This is a genomic window from Endozoicomonas acroporae, from assembly GCF_002864045.1.
GTDB classification, from domain to species: domain Bacteria; phylum Pseudomonadota; class Gammaproteobacteria; order Pseudomonadales; family Endozoicomonadaceae; genus Endozoicomonas; species Endozoicomonas acroporae.
In genome coordinates this window covers 61142-73904 of sequence record NZ_PJPV01000074.1, presented here as the reverse complement: position 1 = coordinate 73904, position 12763 = coordinate 61142, and the positions used below count along the sequence as shown (strand labels likewise).

Here is a 12763-nt window from a genome sequence, read left to right as displayed (position 1 = left end):
GCTTACAACCGTGCTTCCAGCCACCCTTTAATAGACGACAACGCTTTTTCAAGATTCTCTGGCTGAGAACCACCACCCTGGGCAAAATCAGGACGACCACCGCCTTTGCCACCCAGCTGCTCAGCCACCATCTTCAGCAGGTCACCCGCCTTGACACGTCCGGTCAGATCTTTGGTCACGCCGGCAGCCAGAGGCACCTTGCCATCCGCTTTGGTGGCCAGGAAAACGATACCAGAGCCCAGTTTGTTCTTCAGCTGGTCAACCATGTCGCGCAATGATTTGGGATCAACACCCTCAAGCTCCGTCGCCAGCAGCTTAATGCCATTTACCTCAACCGCCTGAGACACTAGATCAGAGCTGCCAGCGCTGGCCAGCTTTTGCTTCAGTTGCTGCAGCTCTTTTTCCAGATTCTTGCTCTGGGTAACCAGCGCCTGCAATTTGGCGTCGAGACTTTCCGGTTTGGCTTTCAGCACACGACAAGCGTTGTTCAGCTCGGCAAAGCGCGTCTGCACAAAAGCTTCAGCACCCGCACCGGTCACCGCTTCGATACGACGCACACCAGCGGCAATGCCACTTTCCGCAACAATTCGGAACGCACCAATATCTCCAGTGCGACTGGCGTGAATACCGCCACACAGTTCGATGGAGAAGTTATCAGTGCCCATGGTCAGTACTCGCACTTCGTCCGCGTACTTTTCACCAAACAATGCCATGGCTCCCTTTGCCCTGGCTGCGTCCATATCCATCAGTTCAGTCTGTACCGGAGTGTTGGCACGAATCTGTTCATTCACCAGCGCTTCAATGGCCTTTAACTCTTCCGGCTTTACCGCTTCAAGGTGAGAGAAGTCAAAGCGCAGACGCTCCGGATCAACCAGAGAACCTTTCTGGGTTACATGATCACCCAGCACCTGTCTCAGGGCCGCATGCAGCAGATGCGTTGCCGAGTGATTCAGTGAGGTAGCATGACGCTTGTCAACATCAACATCAGCGGATACTTCAGCGCCAGACTTCAGTTCACCGGAAACCACTTCGACAATATGGAGGTGGTGATCACCCTGTTTCCGGGTATCCACAACACGTACAGAACCGGTGGCAAAATTCAGCAGGCCGGTATCACCTACCTGGCCGCCAGACTCCGCATAGAATGGCGTCTGTTCCAGAATAACCGTTGCCTGCAGGCCTTCATTGATCTGTTCTACCTGCCCACCACCCACAAACAGGGAGTGAACGCGAGCCTTACCTGCCGTGTTCTCGTAGCCGGTAAAAGCGGTTGAGCCTTCGATCACCAGCTGGTCGTTGTAATCAACACCAAACTTGCTGGATGCACGGGCACGCTCACGCTGAGCCTCCAGTGCCTGTTCAAAACCCTCAATATCCACTGTCAGCTCACGCTCACGGGCAATGTCTTCCGTCAGATCCACCGGGAAGCCGTAGGTATCATACAACGTGAACAGGGTTTCACCGGAGATCACATCCCCCTGCCCACTGGCCTTCAGAGCAGCAATGCTCTCTTCCAGCAGTTTCATCCCTTTATCCAGGGTACGGGTAAACTGCTCCTCTTCCTGCAGCAGAACCCGCTCGATGTGCGCCTGGTTCTTTGCCAGATCCGGATAAGCGTCACCCATCACCTGCACCAGTGAACCCACCAGCTTATAAAAGAAGGATTCTTTGGCCCCCAGCTTGTGGCCATGACGACAGGCACGGCGGATAATCCGGCGCAGCGTGTAGCCCCGGCCTTCATTGGAGGGCATAACGCCATCACTGATCAGAAAACTGCAGGAACGGATATGGTCAGCAATAACCCGCAGGGACGCTTCCGTGGTGGCAACGCCACCGATAATCTCAGAAGCATCGTTCAGCAGAGACTGGAACAGATCAATCTCGTAGTTGCTGTTGACATGCTGCATCACTGCCGCAATACGCTCCAGGCCCATGCCGGTATCAACCGATGGCCTGGGCAGTGGTTGCATGTCACCGTCGGCCTGACGGTTGTACTGCATAAATACGATATTCCAGATTTCAATAAAGCGATCACCGTCTTCTTCTGGCGTACCCGGACGGCCACCCCAGATATGATCACCGTGATCATAGAAAATTTCGGTACAGGGGCCACAGGGGCCAGTATCGCCCATCTGCCAGAAGTTATCGGAAGCGTAAGGCGCGCCCTTGTTATCGCCAATGCGGATAATATCCTCCGCTGCGATACCAATGTCGTTTAACCAGATATTGCAGGCTTCATCGTCAGAGGCATAGATGGTGACGCAAAGACGTTCTTTAGGCAGTTTCAGCGTGCCGGTCAGAAAGTTCCAGGCAAAGTGGATCGCTTCTTTCTTGAAGTAATCACCAAAACTGAAATTACCCAGCATTTCAAAGAAGGTGTGGTGACGGGCGGTATAACCGACGTTATCCAGGTCATTGTGCTTGCCCCCGGCACGTACACACTTCTGGGAAGTGGTGGCACGTTTGTAGTCACGCTGCTCACGCCCCAGGAAAGTGTCTTTGAACTGGTTCATCCCGGCATTGGTAAACAGCAGGGTTGGGTCGTCATGGGGTACCAGAGAGCTACTGGCAACCACTTCATGGCCGTTTTCCCTGAAGTATTCCAGAAAAGCAGAACGTATTTCGTTAGTCTTCATATACAGTTCCCACCGGGGGAGTTATCTCTTGACAGCCATGAGCGGAAAAGGCCGCTCACTCCCAAACACAAAAATGGCAGCTCAATCACAATGAGCAGCCTTTTCACAGTAAATTTACGCAAACCGGGGATTATATAGGAATGGCGGGAAAAAATGATCACTTCGCCCCATCATTAACAGGCTTTTTACCGGGCTTTTTTCACTGACAGCCTGAATGAGCACCAGAGCGGGACTGCTCAAGTATGCGCAGAGAGCGCGAATCTTCATCCCTTCGCTGGCCTTTGCGTGCCCATAAATAGCGGTCACAATAGACTTGAACCAGGGCCTCCATCAGCTGACGATTAGTGTTTTCACCCAACTCGCCCAGCGCTCTTGCTGCCACTTCAGCGGTACACAAGTGCTGCTCCTGACGATTGCGTCGGAGACGGTAGATGGATGGCTCTTCAGGCTGCAAGCTCAGTACATTCAAACCGTGCAACCAGGGGCTTTGACGATACATTTTCCTGGCCTGTTGCCAGGTTGCATCAATGATAATGAAGGCAACCTTACGTTCACTCCCGGAATTATAATGCCACTGCCTGTTATTACCCTGGGCTTCTACCGCATATTCCCTCGGAAACAACAGCACTGGCAACCAGTCCGGATCGTCCAGCAGTTCCAACAACACCTTATCCGGTGAGGTCCGGCTCCAGTTGAATATGCGGGTTCCGGGTATCGCCGCCTGAATCAATTTGCCCGTATTGGTTGGCTTATCAAACTCTTTATCGTGGGTAATCAGCCAGAAACAGGCAGCAGACTCTGCCTTTGGGATTAACCGGCAAATACAGGCATACTCTGGCAATCGGCACTGATGACAATCACCCTTCACAGCAGGCATTAGGTTAAGACACCTTTTTTGTGAGATTGGTGGTTATGAAGAGGAGAAAGCAGAGTATATCTGGCTCATGGAGAAGCCGCGCTGGGCCAGAAAGCGGGTCTGCCGGGCTCTTTCTTTATGGTCCCGGGGTGCAGAGGCACCAAACTTTCGCTCTTTTACCGCTTTTGCCCGTTCATCCCAGTGATCGTCCTGCTCCAGCAGGTATTGACCGACCAACTCGCTATCAACCCCTTTCTGAAACAGTTCCGATTTAATACGAACCGGACCGTAGCCCCGCTGTTGACGACTGTAGACAAAACTTTCAACAAAGCGGTCATCACTTTGCAACCGCTCTTCCCGCAAGCGGGTAAGCGCATCAAATACCAGTTCCCGGGGAAAACGGCCCGAGAGTTTTCGGGCCAGTTCGGTAAAACCATGTTCCCGTCGGGCCAGTAGATCCATGGCAGCCCGACGGACATCGTTTACCGATTGAATGACATCAGCAGACATTCAATTACTCAGCCAGCAGCTCGTCCTGCTGCACACTTGCCGCTGCATCGCCGTCACCTTTTTTGCCAGCACTTTTTCCGGCGTCAGCTTCGGCTTTTTTTGCAGCGTCCTTCTCCGGGGTGCTCATTAACTCAGCACGGATCTGGGCTTCGATTTCAGCCGCCACTTCCGGATTATCAGAAAGATACTGGGCAGCATTGGCTTTACCCTGGCCAATCTTGGTTCCTTTATAGGCATACCAGGCACCGGATTTGTCCACCAGCTTCAGCTTGACACCCAGATCAATCACTTCGCCCATGTGGTAGATGCCCTGACCGTACAGAATCTGGAATTCAGCCTGACGGAATGGTGGCGATACCTTGTTCTTCACCACTTTAACGCGGGTTTCGTTACCGATCACCTCATCGCCCTGCTTCACCGAACCGGTACGACGGATATCAAGACGTACAGAAGAGTAGAATTTCAGCGCGTTACCGCCGGTAGTGGTTTCCGGGTTGCCGAACATCACACCGATCTTCATACGGATCTGGTTAATGAAGATAACCATGCAGTTGGTCTGTTTGATGGAACCGGTCAGCTTACGCAGTGCCTGAGACATCAGACGGGCCTGAAGACCAACGTGGGAGTCCCCCATATCACCTTCAATTTCAGCCTTGGGTACCAGGGCAGCGACAGAGTCAACCACGATAACATCGACGGCACCGGAGCGAACCAGCATATCGGTGATTTCCAGCGCCTGTTCACCGGTATCCGGCTGGGAGACGTACAGGTCATCCACATTTACACCCAACTTACCGGCGTATTGTGGGTCCAGGGCATGCTCAGCATCAACAAAGGCACAGGTGGCGCCGTGCTTCTGAGCCTGAGCAATAACGCTCAGGGTCAGCGTGGTTTTACCGGAAGATTCAGGACCGAAGATTTCAATAACACGGCCTTTTGGCAGGCCACCAATACCCAGGGCTATATCCAGTTGCAGAGAACCGGTAGAAATTGCGGGAATTGCTTCCTGCTTCTGATCCCCCATCCGCATGATGGCACCTTTACCAAACTGCCGGTCAATCTGGCCAAGTGCTGCTGCCAACGCTTTTTTTCTGTTATCATCCATTTTTTCACGCCCTCAGTTCGATTCTGATTTCATCAGGAACAGCTCAACAAGTAATACTGTATATTTAAACAGATACTGGATGTTTGTCCAGTATATTTATCGCTTCGACAGGAAGGATTTTTTTTTCAGGCTAACGTTTCTCAGGTCAACAGGGTCAGAACACCCAGCAACGCCTGAACAACCGTTTGCGCCCTGATCTGATCACGATCACCCTCAAAATGGAAGTGCCTTGCAGCGGTTTCCTGACCGGTACTCCAGGCAATCCAGACGGTTCCCACAGGTTTTTCCGGTGTCGCCCCCCCCGGTCCGGCAACACCGGTCACGGCTATAGAGATGTCCGTTGCCAGCAGCTTGCGGACACCCCGGGCCATGGCGATAGCTACCTGCTCACTGACCGCACCGTACTTATTCAGCAACACTGTCGGCACATGCAGGAGATTGGCCTTTACGCCATTGGCATAGCAGATGACACCACCGTCAAACCAGGCCGAGCTTCCCGGCAACACGGTCAGGGCATGACCAATACCACCACCGGTACAGGATTCAGCGGTCGACAGGGTCCAGCCCCTGGACATCAGGAGTTCAGCAATTTCACTGACAATGGGGGACGTAGCAGAATGCAGTGTAGGTTCCATGGTCACTCGCCAGTACGGTTATCAGAGGAGCCAATCAGGATAGGATGTTATAACACGATTAGAGGGAAGTCTTCACAAGTTATCATTGAATGCCCCATTGGACAGCACTGTTGTCTCGGGGAACATGCTTTGCCCCGGAGCATCGGAGCAAAGCATTCTCTCTCTATTCAAACTCCTTCAAACTCTCCACCGTTATGGCATAGACAACGTCAGTGTACTCGGAGGTATTATTTTCAACCTTGATCACTCCTTCCAGCCAGTAAGGGGTATAGCCCGCCTCTGTGACTTTAATACCCTGGTCATAGCGGACAAAAATGGTCTGGTTGGGTGGCGGTGGCGGTACATGAATACAGGCTCCCAGGGTTGGCACCAGCAACAGCTCTGTGGCTGATTGATCCTTGCCAATATTCAGCGGCACCAGGTAACCGGGAATTTTGACCCGTTGCTGATTCATACTTTCTACCGGAATCTTGCCCAGCTCATCAATATATTCAATAGCCTCTTCCTGACTGATTTCACCCGCCTCATATTTACGGACAATTTCCTCATCCACCGGCGGCATCAGGTCATCCCAGTTGATCTCTTTGAACGCAGGCTTTTCGGTGCTTGCAGCCATGGCAAAGTTCACCGGCATAAAAGCCAGCATAAGCACCACGGCCATCCAGCCAGGGTGCGGTCTTCCTGCTATCATTATTTGCTCTCCTACAGCCTGACCGTCAGACCATCCGCCAATGAATTTTTATAGGCCCGCCAGGCAGGCACTGCACCCAGTATGGTCGCCGAGATAACAATGGCGACCGCCAGAATCCACTCAAACATCCCCGGTAAGGCAATGGTAATGTGCAAACCCAGCTGCATTTGCAATACCGGTTGAATGGCGAACAGCATTCCATACATCAGCAAGAAACCCAATAGCGTGCCAGTGATGGCATAAATCAGGGACTCGGTCATCATCAGGGTAAAGATATGCCAGGGCCGGGCACCTACTGAACGGAGAATGGCCATCTCTCTGCGCCGCTCATTAAGCGACGTCAGAATGGTGGTCAGCATGCCCACCAACCCCGCAATCACCACCATCACGGAAACCGCCAGCAATGCCTTTTCCGCTGAACCCACCAACTGCCAGAGTTCTCCCAGGGCGACCCCCGGCAAAATAGCCGTCAGCGCTTCCTGGCGATACTCATTCACTGCCCGCTGGTACCGAAAGGCCGCCACCCGGGACTTCAAACCAACAAAATAGGCGGTGATGCTGGATGGTTGCAAATCCATGAGCCGTGCCCTGTCGGCAGAAACCGAGAACAGTGCATTAGGTGCGGCCCCATTGACCCAGTCTATGTGCAACGCCTCAATCCCCTCCAGAGAGATCATTACCACTCGGTCCATAGGGGTGCCGGTGGGCTTTAACACACCAGAAATCCTGAAGGGTTTATCCTGATGCGTCTGCAGGCTCCGACTTTCAACACCGTGACTGAGCACTATTTCCTGACCAGCCTGATAGCCAAGAACCGCCGCCACTTCAGAACCAATCACCGCATCATAGAGATCATCAAACGGCTTACCATTTTTGAAACTGATGGGCTGATCATCACCAAAACGGAAGTGTTCAAACAGGGTTTGAGCGGTACCCACCACGCGATAACCTTGATGAGAGTCCCCCAGGGCAATAGGGATAGTCCAGGCGACCGCCTTATTGGAGGACAGTTCCTGGTAGGTTTCCCAGGTAATGTTATTGGTCGCATTACCCAGATGGAACACCGAATAGAGCAGCAGATTAAGCGAACTGCTGCGGGCACCAACCACAAGATCGGTACCGGACACGGTACTGGTAAAACTGTTCCGGGCCTCAACCCGTACCCTTTCCACGCCCAGCAACAAAGCTACGCTGATGGCAATGGAGAAAATGGTCAGCAATGCCGTGGTTTTGCGATTACTCAAACTTTTCACCGCCAGATGAAGTATTGACATTACACCACCTCCGGCTGGCCTAAAGGCCGATATTGACTGGCCCGGTTAGTTTCATTCAAGGCCACAGAGCGATCAAACAAGGCTTCCAGGGCAGAATCATGGCTGACAAAAACCAGCGTACTGCCAGCAGCCTCACACTCCGCAAACAACAGACGTATGAATGCCTCACGGGTATCGCTGTCCAACGCCGAGGTGGGCTCATCTGCAATCACCAGATCAGGACGGCCAATCAACGCTCTGGCTGCCGCCACTCTCTGCTGTTGGCCGATACTGAGTTCCGTCACTGGCCTCTGCAGCAACTGGGGATCGGTCAGCTCCAGATGGTTTAGCAGTCGAATCGCTTCCTGCCTGGCATCAACGCCCATGGATTGCACATTTTCACGGCGCTTGCTGGCAAACCCCAGCGGCAGTGTGACATTGTCAACTACTGAAAGGTAAGGGATCAGGTTGAACATCTGAAAAATAAAACCGATATGATTGGCCCGGAAATGATCCCGGCGTGCCGGGGAGAAACGACCAATGTCGTTTCTCAGCACAGAGACAACACCGGCAACCGGTGTGAGCACGCCGCCCAGAAGCCCCAACAGCGTCGTTTTACCCGACCCTGAAGGCCCCCGGATAAACACCTTCTCACCCTGATGGATTAACAGCTCCGGTATATCCAGAACCACAGTTCCCGGCTGCCAGCCGAACTGGACATCCTTTAGATGAATCACCGGTTGACCGAGACTGCTCATATCAGAAGCGCACCTCTGGTCGCTCACGGTTCATCTGACCCGCTATCTGGCCAGCATCGGTAAAGCCCTGAACCTGCAACTGTTCACTGTTTGCAAACCGCTGAAACAGTCGGGTCGAGATGCTATTGAGCCCGGCAATATTGGCACACTCATAAACATAAGTAGCGGCAATATCCATATGTGCTGACTCATGGTGACCATCGCCATGGTGGTCGTCATGTTCATGCTTGTCATGGTGGTGTCCATCTGCATCACCATGATGATCTTCTCCATGCTCACCGCTGGCCGAAGCCGATGCCGATTGCAACGTGCAGGACGCCGCTGGCGCAAAAGACCATAAATCATCTTTTTCCAGTTCCAGCAGGGCATCTTTAAGTTGCCTGCGCTGAGCGTCCGAACGGATGGATTCAAAACCAAGAATATCAAACCCCGGCGTTTCCAGTTCAATATGAACCTGACGACCTTCAATGGCAAAATTCAAATGACCGGCTCCATGTACATGGGCTCCGGCATGACGATGCCCATCAGCGGCAACACCTGCTGTTATCAAGGCACAGGCAACAGCGGCCACTTTTGCAACACAACGCATACACAATTCCTGAAAGAAAGAAATAAATAAGTGATGAACCATCAAACTTCAGAGCTAGCAGGCGGTGCGCGGGTGTGTCTTTTGGTTGGCGTGGAAGAATGGATTGATAAGCGATAGGGACGGTCGTTAAGTACCGCAGCAAACCGCACCTTTACTTTGCACCAATGAACGGTTGAAGTGGCTTGAGACACCAGCATACAGGCCGATGAATGTAGGTGCTCATTGTGCTGGTGATCACTGGCATCATCAACCATCGAAATAACTGGATACTGCCAGAATATTTCAGATTGCTGATTTTCCTCCAAAGCGGTATGAACGTGACTCAGTGTGTAGTGCACCACCAGCAGATAGACAGCCACCATAAGAAAAGACAGCAATTGTTTGCTCTCTTTTCCACGGTCTGTCCAGCAAAGGCTGATGGTCATCTTCTGCGATTCCTTTCGGTATTGCCCTCACCCTGTTCCGGAGGGACCAGCACCCAATCTAAAATGCAAATCGTTATAACATAACGTACATCAAATCACCAAAACATAATGCCAAAGTAGTGTATTTGATCAGGCATCAGGACCGCAGCAGCATCCGGTCATTTTACCTGGTGAACCAAACATCTGATTTGTTGTCAATAAGTCCCAATGACGGAGGGGGGGAGCCCTGACGGTCATTTTACAGATTTATTCTTTTCAAGGTTTTTTTAATGCCTGACCAGAGGAGTTGGTGTATATGTTTTTTTATCCTGCCCATTCCACTCCCGTTGACTCTGGCAAGGTTGAGCCACCGCCGCTCAATAAAGATAAAGCCCCTGCTCACCGGTCATCCGAAGAAAAAACTTCAATATTATTCCGAACCACCAGTGGTGCCTGCTTCAGGTGCAGGCCAGCTGACGCTGATCTGTTGCCGCAGCTGTATTGCTTCCCGTGTTCAAATTTAACCAGCAAGACAATCAAGTCGCGTGACTCAAGTAAAATTTATGATCCTTCCCATGTTATTGAAAGCGCACCCTACCCGCCGGAGAGCGCTCAGGGTGATCAGCATTGCGGGGTCATAGACCTGGCAAGGCAGTCGCCATCTACACTACCTCACCAAGACGACAATAATGCCTTGCCCCTGCCCGCTGACATTCGATGTGCCAGAAAATTTTGTCCTGAGGTTAATCGGTTTGCACAGTGCCAGGTGTTGACTGAGTTGTCGAAAAGCCTGGAGGTTGCTTGTGCCAGAGGCGTAATGCTGAATAATTTGAAGGGCGCTGAAGATTCTCCTCCGGGCATCGAATGCGGCCAGTGGCTGTCTCTGCATGAACTGCCTGCCCATTACCATAATGACGATGAACATCCCGCCCGGACGTTGGCATCTGTTGTCAATAAGCCCGGGGTCAACCCGCTGATACTGCCTGAGCCAACCACTGCAACCAGCGAGACTGAAGGAGCAACAGCAGCGGTACTGGCAACTCCGACCATAGCCTATGCCCAGTACGAAGCCATGGTTAAACAGTTTGGGGAGGTACTCAATGGCTTCGCCGGGCTAAGGCGTGCCTATCAAAACCAGACCGATAGCATCGATGAACTGTGCAGAGCCATTGTTAGCCAGCAATCACAAATACAGAAGCTTGAGCTGGAACTACAAATCCACAAAGCAACCACCGGCAACGGCGTTTTACTCTGGAAGATACCCGGTTTCAAAAATGAGTTGGATAAGATCAGGAGTGGTGATAGTCAACAACTCATCAGTCCCTTGTTTCATTCAGTTAAAGGACATGCATTATGTGCACGAATTTATCTTACTGGTGATAGCGCAGATCAGGATCGGGATATCGGTCTGTCCATTGGGCTTATGCCATCGCTTTATGATCCGATACAGTCTCAGCAATTTGCCGGATCTATTGTATTTGAAATCCTTGGCAGGAGCGGTGTGGTGATACACAGTGATGTCATTCTTATTGTTGAAAACGTAATCAGGCATCCAAACCCGGAAAATAATCCAGAGACTTATGTCGACTGTATTTCTATAAGCCAGAAAAAGATGATGGACGAATGCCTGGTAGACGGCGACCTCTTTATCAGATGCGGGCTTTAGCAATAAAAAACTATATAGACCGGTTGCCTGTCAAAATGAGCGCCGGTCAATAAACGGCAGAGGATCGTCTGATTTACTCAGACCATTTTTCATGGCAATGCGCTGGTTTTTACGCCCCAGCAGGCGTGCCTGAACCCAGCGCTCCCAGCGCAGGGCTTTCCAGGTGTCGGCTTTCCAGGTTTTTCTGAACAGGTATTTGGCTGCGGCAACGGCATCCGGCGATTGCCTGCAAATCGTTTGGGCAAGCTGTTCTGCTGCCGCCATCGGGTCATCAGCCAACCGGCTGATCAAACCGAACTCGTGCCCCTCCCGGGCAGTGAATTTACGCCCGGTTATGGTCAGCTCCTGGGCAATATCAATACGGGTCAGCCGGGAGAGTGTAACCATACCACTCATATCGGGAATCAAGCCCCACTTCATCTCCATAATGGCAAGGCTGGCATCCGCCCTGGCAATGCGATAATCCGTGGCCAGGATAATCTGCATCCCACCACCAAAGCAGTTACCGTGAATAACGGAAACAACCGGGACCGGCAGATCTCGCCAGCAATGGGCTATCTCCTGGGCAATGTTCAGTTTGGTCCACGGCAATTTAAGAAAGACTTTTGCCACTATGCCCGGGTCTTTGTTGACGGCCTGAAAATCCAGTCCTGAGCAAAAAGAGGAGCCATTCCCGGAGAGAATCACGCAGCGGATCGAGCGATCCTTCCGGATTTTTTTTGCGGTAGCAATCATGTCACGAAACATGGCCATATCCAGGCCGTTATGCTTCTCAGGACGGTTCATGGTGACGTAGGCAATGCGATCTTTCACTGCAAAGAGCACACGGGTTTGATCAGACATGGGAACCTCAACAGCAGCCGGTAATTATTATTCTCGGAGTGAATCATTCCATAAAACGGCTGCTGTCGCAAAAGCACATGATCCGCCGATCAGACATGAAACCGGTCAGTGATCACAGAATAGTCCGGGAATAGGTGTCTGGGTAATGTTGTATTTTCCCTCAAGATCACGATAAACAATGGCACTCCAGATCGTGCCATTTTCCAACTGGAACTCCAGCGCGTAATTCACCCCATTAACAATCTGAGAATGCACCGCCAGCATTTTTTTCAGTTTGGCCGATTTCTCCACTCCCTTGACCACCAGCTTTACCGCCTTCAGAACCTCTGGAGTAACTTCAGATTTTGTCCAGCCACCGGGCAGGTTGTCTTTGGCCTGACAGATGGCTTCAGCAGTTTTATTATCGACCACCGGCTTGTCATACGGTGGTTCACATCCCATAAGCATGATTGCCACATACAGCGCACAGATCATTTTTACTTTCATTGGCAACACCCCATCTTGACCATGACTGAAACAGTTTACTGCACAAATAGCGGTAAGTAGTTGGCCAAATGGAATCGTATATTTCTGGCTAAGTGGGCAGTTACTATGCAAGGCGCAACGTAGGGAGCATAGCCGTAGCTATGTGACCGGAGTTGCAACGCCGCACGACTGCATGGATGCAGGAGCTAGAGCAACGCAGGAGCAGTTGCCGGGAGTGACTGCCCACTTAGTCAGAAATATATGATTTCATTTGGTTAACTACTTAATGTGTTTGACCGGATTATATGCACACCAGAAGGAGAAGGTGTCCTATATCACGGTTCTATCCAGT

13 protein-coding genes are annotated in these 12763 nt (G+C 51.6%); 1 reads left to right on the top strand and 12 read right to left on the bottom strand.

Features of this window, described 5'->3' with window-relative positions:
- Positions 1-2: 2 nt before the first annotated feature.
- From alaS to CX664_RS12685, 10 genes are all read right to left on the bottom strand, one after another.
- Entirely contained in the window at positions 3-2636 is a 2634-nt protein-coding gene (alaS, locus tag CX664_RS12730) for an alanine--tRNA ligase (RefSeq protein ID WP_101747094.1), read from the bottom strand.
- A 199-nt stretch (positions 2637-2835) separates the two neighbouring features.
- A complete protein-coding gene (locus CX664_RS12725; RefSeq protein ID WP_101747093.1) occupies positions 2836-3513 on the bottom strand; it encodes a tRNA-uridine aminocarboxypropyltransferase in 678 nt (225 codons plus the stop codon).
- A gap of 33 nt (positions 3514-3546) precedes the next feature.
- Positions 3547-4002 carry a regulatory protein RecX gene (locus CX664_RS12720; protein ID WP_101747092.1) on the bottom strand — a complete coding sequence of 152 codons (456 nt, stop codon included), beginning with the start codon at positions 4000-4002 and terminating at the stop codon, positions 3547-3549.
- A 4-nt stretch (positions 4003-4006) separates the two neighbouring features.
- Positions 4007-5107, bottom strand: a complete 1101-nt coding sequence (gene recA, locus CX664_RS12715; protein WP_101747091.1) for a recombinase RecA — start codon at positions 5105-5107, stop codon at positions 4007-4009.
- 140 nt (positions 5108-5247) lie between these two features.
- Complete coding sequence (locus CX664_RS12710) at positions 5248-5742, bottom strand: CinA family protein (protein ID WP_241693350.1); 495 nt, start codon at positions 5740-5742, stop codon at positions 5248-5250.
- 163 nt (positions 5743-5905) lie between these two features.
- On the bottom strand, positions 5906-6433 hold the full coding sequence (locus tag CX664_RS12705; RefSeq protein WP_101747090.1) for a DUF3299 domain-containing protein: 528 nt from the start codon (positions 6431-6433) through the stop codon (positions 5906-5908).
- A gap of 11 nt (positions 6434-6444) precedes the next feature.
- The gene (locus CX664_RS12700) at positions 6445-7707 is read right to left on the bottom strand and encodes an ABC transporter permease (RefSeq protein ID WP_101747089.1); all 1263 of its coding nucleotides are present in this window, start codon (positions 7705-7707) and stop codon (positions 6445-6447) included.
- On the bottom strand, positions 7707-8444 hold the full coding sequence (locus CX664_RS12695; protein WP_101747088.1) for an ATP-binding cassette domain-containing protein: 738 nt from the start codon (positions 8442-8444) through the stop codon (positions 7707-7709). Before CX664_RS12695 ends, CX664_RS12700 begins: the two co-directional genes overlap by 1 nt.
- Before the next feature lies 1 nt (position 8445).
- Positions 8446-9033, bottom strand: a complete 588-nt coding sequence (locus CX664_RS12690; RefSeq protein WP_163372590.1) for a ZrgA family zinc uptake protein — start codon at positions 9031-9033, stop codon at positions 8446-8448.
- A gap of 41 nt (positions 9034-9074) precedes the next feature.
- Positions 9075-9458: a hypothetical protein gene (locus CX664_RS12685; RefSeq protein WP_101747086.1), complete on the bottom strand. Its 384-nt coding sequence runs from the start codon at positions 9456-9458 to the stop codon at positions 9075-9077.
- Between the two features lie 295 nt (positions 9459-9753).
- On the opposite strand from CX664_RS12685, the gene CX664_RS12680 reads away from it, so the two are divergent.
- A complete protein-coding gene (locus CX664_RS12680; protein WP_101747085.1) occupies positions 9754-11103 on the top strand; it encodes an MATH domain-containing protein in 1350 nt (449 codons plus the stop codon).
- A gap of 30 nt (positions 11104-11133) precedes the next feature.
- Here the strand turns inward: CX664_RS12680 and CX664_RS12675 are convergent, their stop codons facing one another.
- Together CX664_RS12675 and CX664_RS12670 are read right to left on the bottom strand one after the other, a co-directional pair.
- Positions 11134-11946, bottom strand: a complete 813-nt coding sequence (locus CX664_RS12675; protein WP_101747084.1) for a crotonase/enoyl-CoA hydratase family protein — start codon at positions 11944-11946, stop codon at positions 11134-11136.
- Positions 11947-12051: 105 nt separating this feature from the next.
- Positions 12052-12432: a cystatin family protein gene (locus CX664_RS12670; RefSeq protein WP_101747083.1), complete on the bottom strand. Its 381-nt coding sequence runs from the start codon at positions 12430-12432 to the stop codon at positions 12052-12054.
- Positions 12433-12763 lie beyond the last annotated feature (331 nt).